This window comes from Paenalicyclobacillus cellulosilyticus, assembly GCF_014647315.1.
GTDB classification, from domain to species: Bacteria; Bacillota; Bacilli; order Alicyclobacillales; family Alicyclobacillaceae; genus Alicyclobacillus_J; species Alicyclobacillus_J cellulosilyticus.
On sequence record NZ_BMOY01000017.1, the window covers coordinates 12,290 to 32,871 of the forward strand.

General features: G+C 67.5%; 18 protein-coding genes. 3 read left to right on the forward strand and 15 right to left on the reverse strand.

Translation table 11 applies throughout. From position 1 onward, the window contains the following. Positions 1-2: 2 nt before the first annotated feature. The 3 genes from nagA to proC are packed head-to-tail and all read right to left on the reverse strand — an operon-like array spanning position 3 to position 3,633. A complete protein-coding gene (nagA, locus tag IEX97_RS06685; protein ID WP_188881913.1) occupies positions 3-1,145 on the reverse strand; it encodes an N-acetylglucosamine-6-phosphate deacetylase in 1,143 nt (380 codons plus the stop codon). Positions 1,146-1,172: 27 nt separating this feature from the next. Further along, entirely contained in the window at positions 1,173-2,744 is a 1,572-nt protein-coding gene (locus IEX97_RS06690; protein ID WP_188881914.1) for a beta-N-acetylglucosaminidase domain-containing protein, read from the reverse strand. A gap of 55 nt (positions 2,745-2,799) precedes the next feature. Then, positions 2,800-3,633: a pyrroline-5-carboxylate reductase gene (gene proC / locus IEX97_RS06695; RefSeq protein WP_229776540.1), complete on the reverse strand. Its 834-nt coding sequence runs from the start codon at positions 3,631-3,633 to the stop codon at positions 2,800-2,802. A 196-nt stretch (positions 3,634-3,829) separates the two neighbouring features. Here proC and glnA point away from each other — a divergent pair, with 196 nt between their 5' ends. Continuing rightward, positions 3,830-5,254 carry a type I glutamate--ammonia ligase gene (gene glnA, locus IEX97_RS06700; protein WP_188881915.1) on the forward strand — a complete coding sequence of 475 codons (1,425 nt, stop codon included), beginning with the start codon at positions 3,830-3,832 and terminating at the stop codon, positions 5,252-5,254. A 90-nt stretch (positions 5,255-5,344) separates the two neighbouring features. On the opposite strand, the gene IEX97_RS06705 is transcribed toward glnA, so the two are convergent. The 3 genes from IEX97_RS06705 to IEX97_RS06715 all read right to left on the reverse strand — a co-directional run bounded on the left by IEX97_RS06705 (position 5,345) and on the right by IEX97_RS06715 (position 6,960). After that, positions 5,345-5,773 carry a YfmQ family protein gene (locus IEX97_RS06705; protein ID WP_188881916.1) on the reverse strand — a complete coding sequence of 143 codons (429 nt, stop codon included), beginning with the start codon at positions 5,771-5,773 and terminating at the stop codon, positions 5,345-5,347. Positions 5,774-5,938: 165 nt separating this feature from the next. Next, on the reverse strand, positions 5,939-6,184 hold the full coding sequence (locus tag IEX97_RS06710; RefSeq protein ID WP_188881917.1) for a YkuS family protein: 246 nt from the start codon (positions 6,182-6,184) through the stop codon (positions 5,939-5,941). A 161-nt stretch (positions 6,185-6,345) separates the two neighbouring features. Then, positions 6,346-6,960: a biotin transporter BioY gene (locus tag IEX97_RS06715; protein ID WP_188881918.1), complete on the reverse strand. Its 615-nt coding sequence runs from the start codon at positions 6,958-6,960 to the stop codon at positions 6,346-6,348. An 87-nt stretch (positions 6,961-7,047) separates the two neighbouring features. On the opposite strand from IEX97_RS06715, the gene IEX97_RS06720 reads away from it, so the two are divergent. Together IEX97_RS06720 and IEX97_RS06725 are read left to right on the forward strand one after the other, a co-directional pair. Next, positions 7,048-7,992, forward strand: a complete 945-nt coding sequence (locus IEX97_RS06720; RefSeq protein ID WP_188881919.1) for an ATP-binding cassette domain-containing protein — start codon at positions 7,048-7,050, stop codon at positions 7,990-7,992. Beyond that, on the forward strand, positions 7,989-9,737 hold the full coding sequence (locus IEX97_RS06725; protein WP_188881920.1) for an ATP-binding cassette domain-containing protein: 1,749 nt from the start codon (positions 7,989-7,991) through the stop codon (positions 9,735-9,737). Before IEX97_RS06720 ends, IEX97_RS06725 begins: the two co-directional genes overlap by 4 nt. Before the next feature lie 18 nt (positions 9,738-9,755). On the opposite strand, the gene IEX97_RS06730 is transcribed toward IEX97_RS06725, so the two are convergent. The 9 genes from IEX97_RS06730 to sat all read right to left on the reverse strand — a co-directional run bounded on the left by IEX97_RS06730 (position 9,756) and on the right by sat (position 20,512). Beyond that, the gene (locus tag IEX97_RS06730) at positions 9,756-11,411 is read right to left on the reverse strand and encodes an MDR family MFS transporter (RefSeq protein WP_229776542.1); all 1,656 of its coding nucleotides are present in this window, start codon (positions 11,409-11,411) and stop codon (positions 9,756-9,758) included. Further along, positions 11,408-12,040, reverse strand: a complete 633-nt coding sequence (locus tag IEX97_RS06735) for a bactofilin family protein (RefSeq protein WP_188881921.1) — start codon at positions 12,038-12,040, stop codon at positions 11,408-11,410. Before IEX97_RS06735 ends, IEX97_RS06730 begins: the two co-directional genes overlap by 4 nt. Positions 12,041-12,077: 37 nt before the next feature. Next, entirely contained in the window at positions 12,078-12,671 is a 594-nt protein-coding gene (locus tag IEX97_RS06740; RefSeq protein WP_188881923.1) for a polymer-forming cytoskeletal protein, read from the reverse strand. Next, positions 12,668-13,315 (reverse strand): YhbD family protein, encoded by a 648-nt coding sequence (locus tag IEX97_RS06745; protein ID WP_188881924.1) that lies wholly within the window; start codon positions 13,313-13,315, stop codon positions 12,668-12,670. Before IEX97_RS06745 ends, IEX97_RS06740 begins: the two co-directional genes overlap by 4 nt. Before the next feature lie 285 nt (positions 13,316-13,600). Next, a complete protein-coding gene (locus IEX97_RS06750; RefSeq protein WP_188881925.1) occupies positions 13,601-15,064 on the reverse strand; it encodes a 4a-hydroxytetrahydrobiopterin dehydratase in 1,464 nt (487 codons plus the stop codon). An 81-nt stretch (positions 15,065-15,145) separates the two neighbouring features. Further along, on the reverse strand, positions 15,146-15,955 hold the full coding sequence (locus tag IEX97_RS06755; protein ID WP_188881926.1) for a sirohydrochlorin chelatase: 810 nt from the start codon (positions 15,953-15,955) through the stop codon (positions 15,146-15,148). After that, entirely contained in the window at positions 15,952-17,499 is a 1,548-nt protein-coding gene (cobA, locus tag IEX97_RS06760) for a uroporphyrinogen-III C-methyltransferase (protein WP_188881928.1), read from the reverse strand. The genes IEX97_RS06755 and cobA overlap by 4 nt, the downstream gene beginning before the upstream one ends. A 131-nt stretch (positions 17,500-17,630) precedes the next feature. Next, positions 17,631-19,340, reverse strand: a complete 1,710-nt coding sequence (locus IEX97_RS06765) for an NADPH-dependent assimilatory sulfite reductase hemoprotein subunit (RefSeq protein ID WP_188881929.1) — start codon at positions 19,338-19,340, stop codon at positions 17,631-17,633. After that, entirely contained in the window at positions 19,340-20,512 is a 1,173-nt protein-coding gene (sat, locus tag IEX97_RS06770; protein ID WP_188881930.1) for a sulfate adenylyltransferase, read from the reverse strand. Before sat ends, IEX97_RS06765 begins: the two co-directional genes overlap by 1 nt. Positions 20,513-20,582 lie beyond the last annotated feature (70 nt).

Consider the following 20,582-nt stretch of genomic DNA (forward strand, 5'->3'; position numbering starts at 1 on the left):
GATCACACGCCCGCCAGCCACGTCGCCCTGGGCCTAAGCCCGCGGTCGAGCACAACCAGGTCCGCGTCATAACCGGGCGCAATCCGGCCTTTGCAATGGCCGAGGCCGATGGCCCGGGCAGGCGTCGTCGCGGCCATGTACACCGCGTCCCACAGCGGCACCCCGCACCGCGCCACCAGGTTGCGCACCGCCTGGTCCAGCGTCAAGGTACTGCCGGCGAGCGTCCCGTCGGCGAGCGTCGCCCGCCCGTCACGCACCGTCACCGGGAGATCCCCCAGCTGGTACTCGCCGTCGGGCATGTCCGCCGCCATGATGGCGTCGGAGACGAGCATGACCCCATCCCGCCCCTTCACCCGGATGAGCAGCTGCATCGCGGCAGGATGCACATGAAAACCGTCGGCGATGAGCTCGGCGTACACCCCGTCCGCCAACAGGGCGGCACCCACCACGCCGGGTTGCCGGTGGTGCAGGCCGGTCATCGCGTTGAAACAATGGGTGACGTGCGCCGCGCCGGCGGCAATCGCCGCCTCCGCCTGCTCGTAGGTGGCGGTGGTGTGCGCGATCGACACCGTCACCCCCTGTTCGACGAGCCATCGGATCACGGGCAGGGCACCGTCCACCTCCGGCGCCATCGAGACGATGCGCACCTGTCCGCCCGCGGCCGCCAGCACCTCCGCCGCGACCCGCACGTCCGGCAACCGGATGTACGCCTCATTCTGCGCCCCTTTGGCCTTGGGGTGGATCCACGGTCCCTCCAGGTGCACGCCCAACACCCGCGCCTGGCCGACAGGGTTGGCCGTTTGCTGTTCCATGTACGCGCACACCGCCGCCAGGGCCCGCTTCGTCACTTCCAGGCTGTGCGTGACGGTCGTCGGCAGAAAACCGGTCACGCCGTGCGCCCACAACCGCTTGGCAATCCGCTCCAGCGACGCGACCGAACCGTCCATCACGTCCGCGCCCGCCATGCCGTGAATGTGCAGATCGATGAAACCTGGCGCCAGATAGCTGTCCGCAAACACGTCCGTCGGCGCATATGCCCCCGCGGGGGCCACCTCTTGGATCACGCCGTCTTCGATGACCACCAACCCGTCTTCCATGACCCCGTCCGGGGTGATGACATCCCCTTGCAAAACCCGCACCGCCATCCTGTTTCCCCTCCAGTCTCTCGCCCATCACGTCGGCGACGGTTGTGCCGCATCGTTCGGCGTGATGCCCGCCGGCACGGGCACCTTCGCCAAGACCTGGTGCAAGAACGCCGGAATCGCGCCCCCCGCCACCGATTCTTTGCAGGCGTCCACCTGGCGCACCAACGCGGACAGTTTCCGCCACGCGGCCTTGTACGCAGCATCCTCCGCAGCGGCCGGCCCCAAACGCCTCGCCGCCGCGACGACCGAGATGGCGAAGGAACCCGCTTCGCCCTGCAGCGCGAGGACAGCCGACCAGGGACGGATCTCACGGTACAGCCGCGGATCGGGCAGCTTGGCGAGCGCGGTGTCTAGGCCACGCATTTCACGGAAGGTGCGGGCGAGGGCGGATTGCGCCCCGACCTCCTGGGCGGGCTGGCGCCAAAACGACTGCACCTCGCGGGTGAGCCAGGCGGGCGGTGTGTTGTCGTGGTAGTAGGTTGCATTGTAGCGGGCGAACGCGGCGAGCGCCTGCGCCGCGCGGCCGCCGATGCCCCGCACCGCCGCATCCCAGGCTGCCTGCGGGCGGTACGTCCCGGGGTGCGCCAGGTATTCCGCACCGGTCCACAGCGCGATTTCAGACGCCCGCGCTTGTTGCATCGGATTGAACAGGTACCCGGCCACCACGCGGGGCAACTTCGGATCGCGCCCTGTGAGCGGTCCGAGGAACAGGCGCGGCCGCTTATCGAGGATGTATGTGTAGTCGTTGACCGGATAGTTGTCCCAGATGATCAACGGGTGACCGAGCCAGCGCTCGACCTGCTCGGCCTGCGCCGCGGTGATGGTGCCGGCCAGGGTGGCAGGACCGGTCCAAATCACGGGCACGCCCGGCGGCAGGTGCCGGCGCAGGGAGTCCCAATAGGGGTTGTCCGCGACCCCGCGGTAGACGGTCGGCGTGAACAGCAGCCGGAACGAGGGATGTGCCCGGCGCTCGCGCGCCAAGACGTACGCGGCCAGGTCCGCCTGGGCGTAGGCCATGTCCCCGCCGTAACGCGCCCTGTCTGCCGCGTCCAACCCGCGGTAGACGTCGTCGAAGCTGAGCATCACCGTGGATACGCCGAGGCGCAGCAGCTGGTCCAGCTTGTGGATCAGTGCGGCCCGGTCCGCCGGCCGGCTGTAGGTGATGGTCAGCCCCGGGCTGATGGAGTAGATGAATTGGATGTGCAGTGCAGCGGCCGCCTGGACCAGCCGGCGCAGCGACGCAAGCTGGGCCGGCGGATAAAGCAGGTTCCAATCGGCGCGTTGGTATGGATCGTCCTTGGGGGCATAGACAAACGTGTTCATCCCGTGCCGGCGGAGGAACTGCAGCAACTGCACCGCGTCTTCCTCCGGCCACGGCGCGCCGTAGTATCCCTCCACCACACCGGTATACGCAGGCTCTGCGCCGGCTGCGCGCGTCGGCGCTTGCCAAAACCCGAGCGCCGTGCAACCGGCCGCCAAGCCGATGGCTGCGGCGGCAGACCACGCCCGCATCCCGTTTCGCCGCCCCGGAGAACGCCACGCCGTCAGCATCGGCACCACGCGCCGCGCCGCACCCCGCCGCCATCCCAACCCAGACAAGACCGCCGCACTCGCTTCGCCTCCTCAACCGCCGCCCAAGGCGCCCGCCCCAACTTCAACCGCGGTACGTGCGGCCCAGTTCCTCCGCACGGCGCGCCGCCGCCGTCAAGGCCGCCGCGACGACATGCTTCAGACCCGCCTGTTCCATCGCGGTGACCCCCGCATGGGTGGTGCCGTTGGGTGAAGTGACCCGCGCCCGCAACTCGGCAGGGCTGATGCCCCATGCCCGGAGCACCTCGGCGGTACCTGCCAGCGTTTGCACCAGCAGCCGGCGCGCCTCGTCGCGCGTAAACCCCATGTCCGCGGCGGCGTCCTCCATCGCTTCGAGGATGTAGCACAGAAAGCCGGGTCCGCTGCCGCACAGCGCGGTCACCGCGTCCATCCGCGTTTCCGGCAGCTCCACCACCTCGCCCAGCTGGCGCAAAAGAAAGAGCACGTCTTCCCGATCCTGGGGCCGGATCTGTTCGTCGAACGCGACCGCCGTCACGCCGGCCTGGACCGCCACCGGGATGTTGGGCATCGTCCGCACCACCGGCGAACGGCGGCCAATCTTTTCTTGCATATATGAAATGGGCACGCCCGCGGCAAACGACAACACCGGCTGACCGGTGAGGAACGGCGCCGCCTGGGCCAACGCGTCCCCCACATCCCCCGGCTTGACCGCCACCACCACCAGTCCCGCCGCGGACATCTCTGCCCATGAGGCGGCCTCCCTCACCCCGTAGCGGGCCGAGAGTTCCGCAATCCGTTCCGGCCGGCGGCGGTTGACGACGGCCACCCGCTCCGGGGCCATCGCGCCGCGCGCCGTCACACCGCGGATAAACGCTTCCGCCATCGATCCGGCACCGATGATGAAGATGCCGCGCGCCATCAACCCGGCTTCTGCCATGGTCCAGCCACCCTCTCCTTATCTCGGATCCAGGATAAATGAGCGGCCGCCGGGCTGCAACGCCCCGGCTGCGGCCATAAAAAATCCATGATGTGATGTAATGTATATTTACATATCGCATTGACGGAAGCGGATCGGTTTTCTTATAGTAGCTCTTGTGTACGGATCCGAATCGTTTCTAGGGAGTGGAGAGAAGTTGACGGCACGCGATATTCTCGAGCTGATCAAGCAGCACAACGTCGAAATGGTCGACTTCCGGATCGTCGACGTGCCGGGGCGCCAGCATCATGTCACCATCCCGGCCAGCGAAGTCGACGAGGACATGCTCAACAACGGGATCGCGTTCGACGGTTCCAGCATCCAGGGCTTCCGCGGCATCGAGGAGAGCGACATGGTCATGCGGCCGGTGTTCGAAACCGCGTACCTGGATCCGTTCATGGCCGTGCCGACGCTCGCGCTCGCCTGCAACGTGTTTGAACCGAACGGCAACCGCTACGAGCGCGACCCGCGTTACATCGCCGAAAAGGCGGAGGCATACCTCGTCGCGACCGGCATCGCCGACAAGGCTTTCTTTGGTCCGGAGCTCGAATTCTTCATCTTCGACGATGTGCGGTACGACTCGTCCGCGCACAGCGCGTTCTACAGCATCGATTCGATTGAAGCGATGTGGAACACCGGGCGCGACGAGGGTCCGAACCTGGGCTACAAGGTGAAGAACAAGGGCGGTTACTTCCCGGTCCCGCCGACCGATACGCAGCAAGACATCCGCACGGAGATGGTCCAAGAGCTGATCCGGGCCGGCATCCGCGTCGAGCGCCATCACCACGAGGTGGCGACGGCCGGGCAGGCGGAGATCAACTTCCGCTTCAACACGCTGACCAAGACGGCCGACACGGTGATGTTGTACAAGTACATCGTGCGCAACGTCGCCCGCAAGTACGGGAAGATTGCCACGTTCATGCCGAAGCCCATCTTCGGCGACAACGGTTCGGGTATGCACGTGCACCAGAGCCTGTTCAAGGGCGATCAACCGCTGTTCTACAAAGAGGGCGGCTACGGCAACCTGAGCGACGTGGCGCTGCACTACATCGCGGGCATCTTGGAACACGCGCCGGCCATCCTGGCGTTCTCCAACCCGAGCACCAACTCCTACAAGCGCTTGGTGCCGGGCTATGAGGCGCCGGTCAACCTGGTGTTCTCGAAAGGCAACCGCAGCGCCGCCATTCGTGTGCCGGTCGCGACGGTCACGCCGAAGAGCGCGCGCATCGAGTTCCGCACGCCGGACTCCACCTCCAACCCGTATCTTGCGTTCGCGGCCATGCTCATGGCCGGCCTCGACGGCATTCGCCGCAAGCTCGATCCGACCGCGCTCGGCTACGGGCCCGTCGACAAGAACATCTACGAGCTCGATGCCGAAGCGAAGCGGAACATCAAGAGCGTGCCGGGATCGTTCGAGGAGAGCCTGGCGGCGCTGGAGGCGGACCATGAGTTCCTGCTCGAAGGCGGCGTGTTCACAAAGGACTTCATTTACAATTGGATTGAGTTGAAGCGCTCGACGGAAGTCCAGCCGATGCACCTGCGCCCGCATCCGTACGAGTTCCACCTGTACCTCGACCTGTGATGGTACGGTGCGGCGGCGACGGAAGATCGAAGGTCCCGTACAGGCGGTTTGCCGTGGCCCTGGCAGGAAGCCGGGGCCACGGCTTTCTCTTCAGCCTGCCTGCACCGCGCCGTGCGCCTGCAACCAATCCGCAAGGGCGGGCGCGTACACCTGGTACACCACCGGCTTCCCGCGCCGGGAGCGCGCGATGACGATGTCGTGGCTGCGGATGTCGTGGCTGCGCGTTGAGAGCGTGATTTCTCCCCCGCTGGCTGTCTCGGCCACGACCTGAGGTCGCCAGTCGGGCGTCATGGTACAACGGCGCAAAAACACCGCCTGATTGAACGCCGCGATGAACGCCGCCCGGGCCTCGCCATCCACCTCGCGACCTGCGACCACGACGCGCACCACCTCCGCAGCCGTGAGCGGACGATGTGTCTCGAACCTTTCGACCATTCTCTTTAAATACAGGGAAGGCAGGCCGCCGAACGCGAACACGGCCACCACCGCCACCAAGTGCCAGAACCAGATCCAGAACAAACGCATCCCCCGCCGGAACCGTCCGCGCCGGCTGGTGCAGCCAAGACGAGCCATCCGCCCGCCGTGCGCACACGGTTCATTCCATCCTGCCTTGATGCATTGTGCCATATGGAAGGGAGGATGCCAAGGGTGAACCGCATGGCGCGCCGTTCGCGCGCCATGCGGTCAATGGATGTACGGCTGAATGCGTTGAAACACCTGTTCCGGGGTCAGCCCGGCGGCATCGATGACCGGGACGTCATAGACCACGTCTTGCATGCCCATCAGGTTTCTGTCTGTGCCGTTGATCACGATGGCGCACACATCCGCCCGCTCCGGTTTGCCGTTGTGAATGCCGACACATGGGCAACCCTGTGCCTGCAGGTAGTCACGGATGTGGCTGAGCGCCGGTTCGACGGCGACGGCGTACATGGTTCATCCCTCCGACTGCAAGGCGGTGCGGTACACCTTGAATGTACCCCGCAGCCGGCGACTTATGCGTGCTGCGCGATGGATCCTGCGTCAAGCGCGCACCTGCCTGCGCGATCATCCACGTCCGCGCAGCGGACGCATCTCTCATCCGCACGCCCCCATCACTTCGGCAGTTCCACCACGCCCCCCTGCGCTTGGCCCAGCAAGCGCTCGGGCGGATACACCGGCCGTACCGCCAAGCAGATGATGGTGGTCAACACGGCTTTCGCCGTGTCGCCCGGGAGATAGGGCCAGAATCCGAGCGCAATGGCCTTGCTGAGCGGCCAGTGGAAAACATGGGCCAGCCAGGGCACGCCGCTGACGTAACACAAAAGCGATCCGAACACTTCCACGGCCAAAAATGTCAACACGTACGCCCGGACATGCGCCCATACGCCATGCCCGTGCACGCGAATGCGGCGCACGCACCAGCCGACCAAGAGCGCATCGAATGGCCACATCCACACGTAGCCTCCTGTGTACCCGAGCAACACCGACAATCCGCCGCGCCCGTCGAGCATCGGCAGGCCGAGCGCCGTGAGCAGGACCACGAGGAACTGGCTGAGGAACCCGTACCATGGGCCGAGGATGGCACCCGCGAGCATCACCGACAGGTTGCCGAGGGTGACAGGCACCGGACTGAAGGGAAGGTGAAGTTGCATCAAGTCGAGCACGACCGTCAACGCCGCAAACAAAGCACTGAACACAACCCCGCGCACCGTCAAGCCACGCTGCAAGGACGATCCGCCTCCCGTTGTTAACTTATGAGTCAAATTGTGTTAACATCCCCAGTGTAGCGAGTTGGCGGACGGACAGCAAGGGGGATGATGCGATTGCCCCAGGGGATGGACCGCTTCGACGCGGCAACGGCGACGCCCGGCAGCACCACAGCAGGCGACGGCGCAAGCCCGCAACACGGCCCGGGCACCCGCGGCGCGGTATGGGCGCGCTTGTCTGACGCGGCGGTGGCGTACGCCGCCGCAGACGGCCCTCGGCTCGCGCTCGCCGGAGTGAACCTGGTCATCCGGCGCGGTGAGTGGCTGGCGCTGGTCGGTCCAAACGCCAGCGGCAAGTCCACCTTGGGCCGCGTCCTGGCCGGGCTGTGTCCGTTGTCGCGCGGCCGCATCGAGGTTCCGGACGGCCCGGACGGGCGCCCCGCCTACGCACGCATCGTGCTCCAACAACCGGATGCGCAGATCGTCGGGGCCACGCCGTGGGAAGACGTGTGCTTCACCTTGGAGCAGTCGGGCGTTGCGGCGGAGACCATCGCCGCGCGCGCCAGGCAGGCATTGGCCGACGTCGGCTTTCTGGAGATGGCGTACCGTCCGGTGGATCACCTCTCCGGCGGCCAGAAGCAACGGTTGTGCATCGCCGGCTGCCTCGCCGTAGACCCGCAGGCCGTGGTGTTTGACGAAGCCACCGCCCTCCTCGATCCGCTCGCGCAGCAACGTGTGATGGCGGCGGCAGCGCACCTGGCGCAAAAAGGTGCGGCGGTCATCTGGGTGACCCACCGCCTGGAGGAACTGGCGCCGGCGCAGCGCGTGGTGGCGCTCGCGGACGGTCGTGTGGTGTTTGACGGGACACCCGCCTCGTTCTTCTATGGCGGGGACGGCGGCCCCGAACACACGCCGTGCGCCCGTCTCGGTTTTTCTCCCCCGTTTGCCGTGCAGGTGGCGTGGCACCTGCGGGCCCGGGGCATCACGGTCCCCGGCGCCCCCATTCTCCCGGAAGACCTGGCGGTGCTCGCCGAAGGAGTGGTTGCACGATGACCCGCATCGTGTGGCAGGGCGTCACGGTCGCAGGCGAGCCCGGCCATCCGCCGCGGCTGCAAGGGCTTCATCTTACCTGGCCAAAGGGCGTGACCTTGCTTGCCGGCCCCAGCGGAGCAGGCAAGACGACGCTGCTCGACGTCTTCTGCGGCCTGTTGGCGCCGGATGCGGGAGACGTGTGGGTGGACGGGGTGTCCTTGTACGCGCCGGGCGCGCGGACGGTGCGCCAGCGGTGGCTTCGGACGGTGGGCGTGGTCAGCCAATTCCCGGATCAAGCGCTGTTTGCCCGCACGGTGCGGGAAGAGTTCCGCTACAACCTGCGCCCGTTCGGCGTGCGCGGGCGCGCGGCGGAGATGCGGACGGCCGCCGCGCTCACCGCGGTGGAACTGGGACTGGACATCCTCGCCCGCAACCCGCTGACGCTGAGCGGCGGACAGCAGCGTCGCCTCGGTTTGGCCCTCTCGCTGGCCCAGACGCCCAGGTGGCTCGTGCTTGACGAGCCGACGGCGGGGCTCGATCCGGCGGGTATCCGGGCGCTGGTGGCGCAGCTGAACACATGGCGCACCCAGATGGAGGGCGTCGTGGTGGCCACGCACGACATCGACGCGCTGTTGCCTGTGGCAGATCACGTCCTTCTTTTGCGCGACGGCGCGGTGGTGGCGTTCGGACCCGCGCCAAAGCTGGCTTCCGAACCGGAGGTGTGGGAGGCTGCCGGCCTTTTGCCTCCGGCGGCGGCGCGCCTGCGCCGGGCCTTCCGGCCATGGGGGGTGGATCTCCCGGCCTGGCCGCCCCAACCGGACCAGGTGGCGGCGGCCATCGCAGAGGCACAGACCCTGCGCGGGGCCGACGCGACGGTGGCGCCCGCGGCCGCCGCAGCGGCGGCCCGAGGAGGGGTCACGGCGGCAGTGGGAGCCGCGGCCTTCCCGGAGGCACCGGCCTACGGAGATGACCCAGCACGTTCTCCTGCCGCCGCCCCCGCGGTGACCGGGGCGGCGGATCAGCCATCCTGTGGCCGTCGCCTCGATCCGCGCACCCATTGGGGCATGTACCTGATGCTGACCACAGCGACGCTCGCCCAGACGCGCTGGGCGGGGGTGTTGCTCGCCGGGGTTCTGGCGCTGGCCGCCGCCCGTGCCGCCCGCGTACCCTGGCACACCTTGTGGCGGACCAGCAAGCCCGTATGGATGATGGGCTCCTTCGCCGTGCTGTGGGCAGGCGTGCACCTGGGTGCAGGGGGCAGGTGGGGATTTTCCTTCTTGGCCGCCTTGGCCGCTGCGCAGCAAGCGTGCAAGGTGGGTTGGCTCGCCGTCTGGGGCTGCCTGCTGCCGCTTGCCACCAGCCCGGTGGAGTTGCAGCGGGCCATGGCCTGGGCCTTGTCGTGGTTGGGAAGGTGGCGCGTGCCGGTGAACGCTTTGGCCTTGGCCACCACGCTGTTGTTCCGCTTCATCCCCGTCCTGGCCGGCGAGCTCGCCCGGTTTGCACGCATCGCGCAGTTGCGCGGCAAGCGCGTCACCCGCCGCCGGGGTATCCCGTGGCGCGACGCGCCCGCCGTGATGGTTCCGTTGATCCTGGCGCTTTTGCGCACCGGGGACGACCTGGCCACCGCCCTGGAGGCGCGAGGGGTGCGCGACCTGCGCCAGCCGCTGCGCGTGCGGATGCCGCCTTTCCCCCGGCGTGATCGGGTGGCCTTCGTGGTGACTGCGGCGGTCTGCCTCGCCTGGTGGTGGCTTTTCAGGCGAGCATGAACAGGTAAGCAGAACCAGTCAGGGTGTCACGTCCGCCTCCGGCGCCCCGACGGACGGATGGGCCGCTGTACCGTAGCCCGTCCACCGCGCGCGTCCGAAGCCAAAACAGAGCACGAGCGCCAAGAGTGCGGGCAGCAATGTCCAGGCAAATGTCGCCGTGATGGATGACGTCAGCAATTCCGTCAAGCGGTGCAAAACTTCCGCCGGCATGTGGGCGCGCAGGTCCGGGGAGAGCAGCATGCGCGGGTCCGGGACAGCAGGCGGCGTGCCTGGACCACCCGCGATCGCGCCATGGCCCGGGACAGCAGTGGGCGTTCCGGCATGGGATCCCGGCGCGAATAACGTCTTGAGCCCGTTCGCAAACCGATTGCGTTCCAGGACACCGTACACCGTGATGCTGACCGTCATGCCGAGTTCGCGCACAAACGACATCGTGGCACTGGCCGCCCCGCGGTGCGCAGGCCCGAACGGCTGCATCACTGCCATACTGAGCACCGAGAACGACGGACCGATGCCAAGGCCAAGCAGCACCATCGCCAGCTCTAGCCACCACTCAGGGGTGGCGGGCGTGAGTTGCATCAGCATGACCAACGCTGCGGTAAACACCGTGCCCGACGCCAGCAGGATGTTGCGATAACCGAGCCGCTGGCAGAGTTGACCGCAAAGCGGCGCGCTCACCGAACTGCCCAGCATCATCGGCAACAGGGTCTGACCCGCGTTCGTGGCATCCCCCCCGCGCACCCCTTGCACGTAGATGGGGATGTACACCACGGCCACCACGAACGCCGCCGACGTCAGCAACCCCACAAGGTTGGCGACGGCAAACACGCGCTCCCGGAACATGGCGTATGAGACAATGGGGGCTTTGGCCCACGTTTCCACCCACAAGAACGCGGCGAAGCACAACGCAGCGACCATGAACAACGCGAGGATGACCGGCGACGACCAGGCATACTTTTGCCCGCCCAGTTGCAGCGCAAACATCAGGCTCCCGGCCGCCGGAACCAGCGTGAACACGCCGGCCCAGTCCACCGCTTGGCGTACATGGCGCTGCGACTCGCGGTAGCCCAGCCCCACCAACAGCAGAGCGAAGATGCCCAGCGGCAGATTGATGAAAAACACCCAACGCCAACTGACGTGCTCCGTGATGTACGCGCCGAGCAGCGGCCCGACGATGCTGGCCGCGCCAAACACAGCGCCGAACATGCCGGACATCCGTCCGGCCTTCTCCGGCGGTACGACATCGAAGATGATGGTGAACGCGACCGGCATGAGCGCACCGCCGCCGATGCCCTGGAGAGCGCGGTAGAGCGCCAGTTGCCACATGGAATGGGCGGTGCCGCACAGCATGGATGCGAAAATGAACATGCCCACACCGAACAGGAAGAACCGCTTGCGGCCATACATATCCGACAGTTTGCCGATGATGGGCATGCCGGCCGTCTCCGTGGCCATGTACGCCGCCGTCACCCACACGAACTGATCAAACCCGCCGAGGCTGGCGACAATCGTGCCCATGGCGGTGGAAACCACCGTGTTGTCGATGGCCCCGACGAAGATGGCTAAAAGCAGCCCGGCGACAATCAGCCCCAAGCGCTGTCTGCGCGGTTCCTTGGCCGCACTTTCTTGCACCACGCCCGCCAACGCGGAGGCTTGCGGTGTGACGTCTTTCACCGTTCGATCACCTCACCCACGCGCGCCCGGGGAGAGACCTGCAGGTGCACCGTGTACTCCACCCGGTCAATCTCGCTGTCCGGCCCAATCTCCACGCGCCGACCGCGCACGGTGCGGGCCTTGACCTTCTCCACGTGCAACTCGTCCCCTTCCACGACCTCCGCCGCCGCCAGGAAACCCGCATGGCGAAACCAGCGCCAGCCTTCGCGAATGACGACGCGGCCGCCGCCAATCTCCTGCGCCCGGACCGGCCCGTACAGGCGCAGCAGCAACTCCTCCGCGCTCAGCAGCCCGTCCACCGACGCCCCGCCGCGCAAATCCAGGTGCTCTGCCTCCAAGTTCCCGCGCACCGTCACCTGACCGCGGATGTGGGCGTGATCGGCCTGCAGCGACCCTTCGACCGTCATGTCGCCGGTCACGTGCAGGCGGCGCACGTCGAGCGGGCCCCCGACGCGCAGCGTGCCGGTGAGGTGCAGCTCCTCACATTGGACCGGGCCGTCGAAGGTGCCTTCGCCCACCACGCGCACACGCCGGTAGCGGCCGCCGGCGGCGGTGCTCGATCCGGTGATGCGGATGTCGCCCGGCGCCGGCTGCGCGTGGGCGTCTTGTGCTTGTCGGTCTTGCGTCATGTGCATCCGACCTCCTCTGCGGGAATGAAACTCCCGTTTACGCCTGCTCCGCCTCGCGGATGACGGCGTCCGGCGCCCGGTGCAATGCGTGGCGGTACTCGACGCGGTCAAGGCGGCAGCCGCTGTCCGCATGCACCACTCCCCCGCGCACCAGGCGCGCCGTGACACCGCGCAGATAGACGTCATCCCCTTCGATGCTGTCGGCGCGCATCCCGCCAGGCAAAAAGCTCAGCCAGCGCGGACGCTCGGACGCAATATAGACGCGGCCGCCGCCAATCTCGCGGATTCGCCCCGGTCCGTGCAACTCCAGGTCGTCGGCGTTGACCAGGCCGTCCACCCGCAACAGCCCGCGCCCTTCCAACCTGTCTGCCGCCAGGTTGCCGTTGACGGTCAACCAGCCTGAAACGGTGATGTGCTTGGCCTCGACATCACCGCGCACCTCGCACTTGCCCTCGATGTGCACACGCTCCGCGCGTACGCGCCCGCGCACGTGGCATTTGCCGCTCACCGCAAGCTGGTTGCACTGCACGTCGCCGCGGATGACCGCCATCCCATCAATCGACACGTCCTCGTAAGCGCCGCCCGCCAGTTGTCCCCAGCCGCTCAGCCGGACGTTGCGCCCGCTCGTCATGATGCATCCCCCATTTCCAGCACCCGCAGTTTCAAGGCTTCCGCCGCCGCCGTCAGATCGACGCGCGCCACCACGTGCGCGTCCGGTTCGAACTCGATGTCGGCACCGCCCTCCTGCCTGGCCGCCACGATGGCGCACGTGGAGGTGCCTAACTTACGGACAAACACCAGGGTGGCGGCTCGTTCGGCAAACCGTTCGTAGTGCCGGCGCAGCGTTTGCCAGATGATGTCCGCCTCCGGCCAGGCGACGGCCCCGTTGCGGATGAGTTCGTCGATCACGCTCAACGCCAAGGCCTCGGCAAACGTCAGCACCTCCTGCTGGCACGCCTGGCGGCACCACTGCACCGTGGCTTGTGTCACAATGTGATGTTTCTCAAGGTCCAAGAGGCGCAGCGTCACGTCCGGCACCGGCGAGACGCGGTGAGCAATCTCGTCCAGCGACAGGTCTTCCTTCATGTTGCGGATGAGCTCAATCCGCGCCAAGATTTTGTCGCGCGGAAAAAACGTCTCCTGCCCCGTGAACGTGGACCGGCGAATGAACCACTCCTCCGGGATCAGACGCTTGCGCTTCCACCGGTACAGTTGGCCGTAAGAGATTCCGGTGAGGTCGAGCAACTCCTTCTTGGAGATCAGGTCTTCGTCCACCGCGACTCACTCCCGCTTCTGTCGTCCCCTGGGCAAACCAATCATAACATCACAATGTTACACATGGCAAGGGGGTGTACACCCTGTCACATTGAGGAGAAGAAAAACAAGGACGCAGGTGCATAGGAAGCGGGGAGCATGACGAACCCGGCGGGGGATGGATGAGGGGCTGTGAGCGGCGTGCGCACGGCACGGGCAGCGAGGGGCCGAGTGCGTGCCTACGGAGGCAAGCTGACCGGGGCTTTGGCGGCGTGCGCACGGCACGTCGCATCCGTGCCGCGCAGATTACGCATCGGAGGAAAACCCCGCCCTGTACACGGCGTCACACGCCGCCGCCTCGTCAAAGTCGGTTGCGGTCAGGCCGCCGGCATGCCACGTGGTCAAGCGCAGGGTGACATACTTGTAGTCAATCTGGATGAACGGGTGGTGGTGGAAAGCTTCGGCCAGCGCGCCCACCATGTTCGCGAAGCTGAGCGCGTCCGGGAAGGTGGCAAACCGGTAACGCCGTTGGATGAACCGGCCGTCGGCAAGCAGCCATGCCGGCAGTGCCGCCAAGCGCGCCGCCACCTCGTCCTCGGTGAGCCGCTTTGGCCCTTGCGGCGGCGAGGCCACCGGCGTGGCCGGCGGTGCCTGCCCTGCCGGGACGCCCGCGGCATCCGCGGCGGATGCGATACCGGCCGCATGCGCGGCGGATGGGAAACTCGCCGCATGCGCCGCGGACGTTGCATCTGCGGTATCCGCAACAGACGTTGCGCCCGCTCTTGCCCCGGTCACCCGCAGCACAATCTTGCCGATGTTCGCGTTCGACTCCATGTACGCATGGGCGGCGGCCGCCTCCGACCAGTCGAACACCCGGTCGATGACCGGCACCAGACGGCCGTCGGCGAAACGGCGCAGGGCAAACGCCGCAAACTCTTGCGTCAAGCGCACCTTTTCCGCCAGCGGGCGGGATCGCAGCGCGGTGCCGATGATGTGCTGGCGGCGCTGCAAGAGGCGGCCAAGATCCACCTGGTTGACCTTGCTGCCGCCCAGGGTGCCGATGACGATGAGGCGTCCGTCCGTCGCGAGGGATTGCAGGTTGTCTGCAAAGTACGGCGCGCCGACAAAGTCGAGGATCAGGTCCACCCCGCGGCCGCCGGTCTGTTCCAACACCCACGGCGCGAACGACCCTTGATGGTAATTCCAACCGGCGCGCGCCCCGAGCGCACAACAAAACGCCACCTTCTCGTCGGAGCCCGCCGTCACCAGCGCCTGTGCACCCGCCGCGCGGATGAGTTGAATGGCCGCCGTGCCGACGCCGCTCGCACCCGCGTGGACAAGCACCGTTTGCCCGCGCCGCAGTCCGCCCAGCCAGAACAGGTTGAGGTAGGCGGTGAGAAACACCTCCGGGATGGCGGCCGCTTGCTCGTACGACAACCCATCCGGAATCCGCATCGCCATGGCGGCCGGGACCACCGCGCGCTCCGCATAGCCGCCGCCCGGCAGCAGGGCGCATACACGGTCCCCCGGACGCCAACCCAAAACCCGTTCCCCTACCTGGATCACCTCGCCCGCCATCTCGAGCCCGAGGATGTCCGACGCGCCCGGCGGCGGCGGATACAGACCACGCCGCTGCAAAAGGTCCGCCCGGTTGAGCGCTGTCGCCCGCACCGCGACCAAGAGGTCGTCCGGACCGCAAATCGGGTCCGGCGCGTCCCCGAGGTACAAGACGTCCGGTCCGCCGTATCCGCGCATGCATACCGCTTTCATCCACACGCCTCCGTTCTGCGATCCATGCACCGCAACAGGTGCTTCGCTGCATTCACGACATGGCCGTGCGCTTTGTGACCGTCAAGAACCGGCTGCGATTTCGCGCAGCGCCGCCGCCACCCGCTCCGCCAGGCGCGCCACCAACCGCGGGTGCACGCCCAGATGGCCTGCCAGATAGATCGGCACGCCCGGACGGAGCGCTTCCCAAGCCCGCAGCTGCCCGGGCAGGCGGCGGGTCAAGTAGCCTTGGAACCACAGATACGGTAACGCGTAAACCGCCTTGGGCGCAAGCGCCGCGCAGGCCGCCAGCCCCTCTTCCAGGGTGGGCCCGGTACCGGCGAGGAAACAGTGCACCCAGGTCCGGGCACCGGCGCGCGCCGCGATCCCGCACGCCACCTTCACAAACTCCGCTTGCGCCTTCGCATCCCGGTTGCCGCGGCCGATGAACAGCACGCACTCCCCGTCCCCGCCCTGGAACCCGGCCGCCTGCAAGCGCTCCGCCGCCACGGCTGCAAACGCCTCGTCCCATCCCACCGCGTCAAGGGTCGCCACCGCAAGATCCGGCCAGCGTGCGCGCGCGTCCTGCACCAAGGCGGGCAGGTCGTGCTTGAGGTGGCCGGCGGCGAAGAGAAACAGCGGGACCAAGAGCACCCGCCGGGCCCCGCGCCGGTACACCTCCGCGATGGCGTCCAGGATGCCCGGTTCGGCGAGTTCGAGGAACCCAGAAACAAAACGCGGCGGCACCCAATCCGCCTCGTCCGCGCCCGTGCGCAGGCGTCGCACGACCTGGTCCGCCACCTGAGAGACAAAGGCGTGAAATTCGGCCACGCCGGCATCTTCGCGCGTGCCGTGTCCCGCGAAGACGATGCCTGTGCCATCCCATCCTGTCATGTGCCCATCGCCACCTCGGACGGCCATGCCTGCGGCTCCTCCGGCTCCGTCAGCCGCGCCGCCACAGCGTCCGCATCCGGCGCCCACTGTGCGTCGGCGCCCGCCGCCCGCAGGCGGTTGACCACCCACGCGTCCCGCGCCAGGAGGCGGACCGCCGTGAGCCGATGCCCTGCGGCAGCGGCTGTGCCGGTCAACACCATCCACGCGGCATCGGACAGCACCCAGACCGCGTCGAACGAACACCCTCCCCCCGCACGTGCGAATGGGGGGCGCGCCGGGCGCGCGTCGCCAACCCCCTCCGCCTGCGCTTGCCACCATGCCAGCAAGCGGACCATATCCGGCTTCGCCACCGCCAGCGGCACCCAGACGGCCCCTGCGGGCGGATGGGGCGCCACGTCGTCCGCCACGATGCCGTACGACGAGAGACGGACGGCGACCCGCGGCTCTGCGGCCGCCAACCGCCACCCTGCCAGCTGCCGCACATCGCGCCCGGCCTCGCGCCAGGCTGCAAACCACAGGTCCACCGCCAGCGGACTCGGCCACCACAACACGCGCTCACCTTTTGCCACCGCCATCGCGATCACGCCCGGTGCCGGCGGCTCGGCAGCGAAGCCCGGTGCCGCGCCGCTCGGCGACACGATCTCCATCGCGGCCCACAACGGCGACACGGACAGGGGGTGACTGCATCCGGCAAGCGTCCAGTCATACACCTCGGCACCGAGGGCCTCGAGCACATCGGCCGCGTCCGCCGCCTCGTCCGCCACGTCGCCCACCACCAGGACGCGCCGCCCGAACAGCGGCCGCGCCTGTGCCCACGCGAGGACCTCGCCAAGCCGCGCCACTTCGCCAATGACGACCACCGCCGGCGACCGCAGGCGCCGCTTCGCCACCTCGGCGGCCACGGTGCCCAGCTCCGCGCGCAGCACCTCCTGGGCTGCCCGCGTGCCCCAGCGGATGACCGCCACCGGCGTTCCGGGCGGACGCCCGGCCGCCACAAGCCGGGCCGCGATCTCGCCGAGGTGCGCCATCCCCATCATCACCACGATGGTCCCGCCCGTCCGTGCCAGCCCCTCCCAGTCCACGCCGCCCGCTTGCGAGCACGCGTGACCGGTGACGACGGTGAACGCCGGCGAGATGTCCCGATGGGTGACCGGGATGCCGGCGTATGCCGGCACGGCGACCGCCGACGTCACGCCCGGCACGACCTCCCACGCCACACCGGCCGCCGTCAAGGCCAACGCCTCCTCGCCGCCGCGGCCGAACACGAACGGATCGCCGCCTTTCAGGCGAACAACCGTCTTCCCCGCCCGCGCCAAGGAGATGAGCAAGGCGTGGATGTCCTCCTGTTCCATCTCGTGCGCCCCCGGGGCTTTGCCGGCGTAATAGCACACCGCGCGGGAAGACACGAAGCCCAGCAAGCGCGGCGACAGCAGCCGGTCGAACACCACCGCGTCCGCCGCCGCCAACAGGCGCCGCGCCCGCAGCGTGAGCAGGCCGGGATCGCCCGGACCGGCGCCCACCAGGTAGACCTTGCCTGCCGCCATGCATCGTCCCTCCTCTCCATCCCCGTGTCCGAGCGGGTTACCTCGCACACCATGCCGCGCACACCCGCAGCCGCCGTGCCGTGCGCGGGACGACGCACACGCTGGCGCCGCGTCGTGGCCACGGCCGTGCGTCACGTCGATGCGACCTGTGCCTCGCGGAAGCGGTCGAGCCCGACGCGGTGCACAAAGTCGCCGAAGCCTTCGCCCGGTTGCCGCTCCTTGGCGTACGCCGCCACGATGGGCCGGACCTCCTCCACCAGCTTGTCGATGGGCACCAGCTGCTTGTACAGTTGGTTCAGCCGCGTGCCCTTGAAGTCGCCGCCAAGGAACAGGTCGTACTTGCCGGGCGAGCGGCCGACGAACGCGATGTCGCCGATGTACGGCCGTGCGCACCCGTTGGGGCAGCCGGTCATGCGGATGCTGATGTGCTCGTCGGCGATGCCGTATTCTGCGAACAACCGCTCGAATTCAGGCAGAATGGTCGGCAACGCCCGCTCCGACTCGGCGGTGGCCAAACCGCAAGTGGGCAAAGCCACGCACGCCATGGCCGACTTGCGCACGTTCGAGAGCTCTTCCGCCAGCTTCACCCCGGCTGCCCGCAGCTTCGCCTCAATCTCGCCGCGCAAATGATTCGGGATGTCGCTCAGGATGATGTTCTGCTGCGTCGTCAGACGCACCGTCGGCCGGTACGACGCGACGATGTCGCGCAAGACCGACTTGAGCTTGACGTCCTCCGTATCCTTCACCCGGCCGTTTTGCACATAGATGCCGATGTAGCTGTAGCCCGCCTTCTGCGTGTGCCAGCCGAGATGGTCGTGCGCCCGGTGCCACACCAGATCGCGCGGCGGCGCGAGCTTCTTGCCCAGCCGCTGCTCCACCTCGGCGCGGAACCAGTCGAGCCCGCGCCGGTCGAGGAGGTATTTCATCCGGGCGTAGCGGCGGTCTTTGCGGTCGCCGTAATCCCGCTGCACGGTGATGATGGCCACCACCGTGTCAAACAGGTCTTGCCGCGGGACATAGCCCAACGGGGACGCCAGGCGCGGATACGTGTCCTTCACCGTCGCGGTGCGGCCCATGCCGCCGCCCACGAGGATGGTGTAACCGGTGACGTGTTCGCCGTCCACGTGCGCGACGATGCCGAGATCGTTCGCGTAGACGTCGATGCAGTTGTCGCCCTCGATGGCAATCCCGATCTTGAACTTGCGCGGCAGGTAGACGTCGCCGTACAGGGGCTCTTCCTCTACGCCTTCGCCGAGCTGGATGGGCTCGCCGTCCAGCCAAATCTCGTGGTAGGCGTGCGTCTTCGCCCCGACGCGGTCCACGATGCCGAGCAGATCCTCCCGGATCTCTTCGTGATAACGCTCGCTGCCCGGCGCCGCGCAGGTGATGGTGTTGCGCACCTGGTCGCCGCAGCCGCCGAGCGTCGTCACCAGCGCTTCATTCAGCTCGCGGATGGTGGCCTTCAAATCCCGCTTGAGCACCCCGTGCAGTTGAATCGTCTGGCGGGTGGTGATGCGCAGGGTGCCGTACTCGCTGTATTTGTCGGCCAACTCGTCGAATTTCAAATACTGCTCCGGCTTGAGCACGCCGCCCGGGATACGGGCGCGCACCATCATGATGTAGTGTTTGTCCTTGCCCTCTTTGCGCAGTTTGGCGCGCAGGTCACGGTCGTCCTGCTGGTAGACGCCGTGGAACTTGAGGATTTGGCGGTTCGCCTCGTCGAACGACGGCGTCCCGTCCTGCAGGGCCTCCTTCAGCGTCCCGCGCAGGTAGCGGCTTTCCCGCTTGATGACCTCGACCTCCGACTCCTGCGCTTCCACCTTCTGAATTTCCTCCGCCATCACTGGGTCACCTCCGCCATACCGGCGACGAGCACCTCGGCCACCTCGGGCCGGGTGAACTTGGGCGACGGCTTCTCCCCGCTGCGCAGGATGGCCCGCACCTTCGTCCCCGACAGGATGTACCGGTATTCCGGCGGGTGCGGACAGGTCTTCTCCGAGGCCATGCCGTCGCATTTCTCACAGTAGAAGCTGTTCTCGAAGAACAGCGGCTGGATGCCGAGTTCCTCCGGCTTGAAGTTCGCAAAGATCTTCTGCGCGTCGTACGTGCCGTAATAGTTGCCGACCCCGGCGTGATCGCGCCCGACGATGAAGTGGGTGCAGCCGTAGTTCTTGCGCACCAGCGCGTGGAACACCGCCTCGCGCGGGCCCGCGTAGCGCATGGCGGCCGGATAGACGGCGAGGAACACGCGCTCCGGCTGATAGTAGTGCCGAAGCAGCACCTCATAGCTGCGCATGCGCACGTCGGCCGGGATGTCGTCCGCCTTGGTCTCCCCGACGAGCGGATTGAGGAACAGTCCGTCCACAATCTCCAGCGCGCACTTCTGGATGTATTCGTGTGCCCGGTGCACCGGGTTGCGTGTCTGGAAGCCCACCACCGTGCGCCAACCCTTCACCTCGGCGAAGATGCGCCGGGTTTCTTTCGGATCGACATAGTATTCGGCGAACTGTTCCGGCTGCTTGCGGTTGAGCAGGGTGATGGGGCCGGCCACGTAATACGGCTCGCGCGCGTACAGCCGCTGTACGCCGGGGTGCGCTTCGTCGGTGGTGAGAAATACGGCCTGCGCCTCGCGCCGCTTGTCGTACGGGTAGACCTCGGTGACCTCCAGGGTCCCGTAGATGACGCCGTCGTCCTCGCCGACGAGCGCCACCTTCTCACCTTCCCGCAGCGATTTCGCCACGTCTTCGGCCACCGGCAGCGTGACGGGAATGGTCCAGACCTCCCCGCTCGCCAGGTGCATGGTCTCGAGGACGGCCTCGTAGTCCGCCTTGCCCTGGAACCCGGTGAGCGGCGAGAACGCGCCGATGCCGATGAGCTCCAAATCGGAACGCGACCAGTTGGAGATGGGGACGGCCTTGAGCGATCTCGCCTCTTTGAGCGCCTCTTCGCGCGCCGGGCCGGTCAGTTCGCGGTCGATGAGCCGTCCGCCGTGCGGTGCGATGAGTTCTGCCATGTTCCCTGGTGCAACCTCCTTCGCTGTGTCAAGCTGTCGCCCGCAGGCCGCGACCGGGCAGCCGCAAGCC

What these genes read in the sequence shown, in the direction of transcription:
- nagA (WP_188881913.1), bottom strand. Translation starts at nt 1,145, where the DNA reads ATGGCGGTGCGGGTTTTGCAAGGGGATGTCATCACCCCGGACGGGGTC.
- proC (WP_229776540.1), bottom strand. Translation starts at nt 3,633, where the DNA reads ATGGCAGAAGCCGGGTTGATGGCGCGCGGCATCTTCATCATCGGTGCC.
- IEX97_RS06710 (WP_188881917.1), bottom strand. Translation starts at nt 6,184, where the DNA reads ATGTACGCCGTCGCCGTCGAACCGGCGCTCAGCCACATCCGTGACTAC.
- IEX97_RS06720 (WP_188881919.1), top strand. Translation starts at nt 7,048, where the DNA reads ATGATGCGATTGCCCCAGGGGATGGACCGCTTCGACGCGGCAACGGCG.
- IEX97_RS06725 (WP_188881920.1), top strand. Translation starts at nt 7,989, where the DNA reads ATGACCCGCATCGTGTGGCAGGGCGTCACGGTCGCAGGCGAGCCCGGC.
- IEX97_RS06735 (WP_188881921.1), bottom strand. Translation starts at nt 12,040, where the DNA reads ATGACGCAAGACCGACAAGCACAAGACGCCCACGCGCAGCCGGCGCCG.
- IEX97_RS06740 (WP_188881923.1), bottom strand. Translation starts at nt 12,671, where the DNA reads ATGACGAGCGGGCGCAACGTCCGGCTGAGCGGCTGGGGACAACTGGCG.
- IEX97_RS06750 (WP_188881925.1), bottom strand. Translation starts at nt 15,064, where the DNA reads ATGAAAGCGGTATGCATGCGCGGATACGGCGGACCGGACGTCTTGTAC.
- IEX97_RS06755 (WP_188881926.1), bottom strand. Translation starts at nt 15,955, where the DNA reads ATGACAGGATGGGATGGCACAGGCATCGTCTTCGCGGGACACGGCACG.
- cobA (WP_188881928.1), bottom strand. Translation starts at nt 17,499, where the DNA reads ATGGCGGCAGGCAAGGTCTACCTGGTGGGCGCCGGTCCGGGCGATCCC.
- IEX97_RS06765 (WP_188881929.1), bottom strand. Translation starts at nt 19,340, where the DNA reads ATGGCGGAGGAAATTCAGAAGGTGGAAGCGCAGGAGTCGGAGGTCGAG.
- sat (WP_188881930.1), bottom strand. Translation starts at nt 20,512, where the DNA reads ATGGCAGAACTCATCGCACCGCACGGCGGACGGCTCATCGACCGCGAA.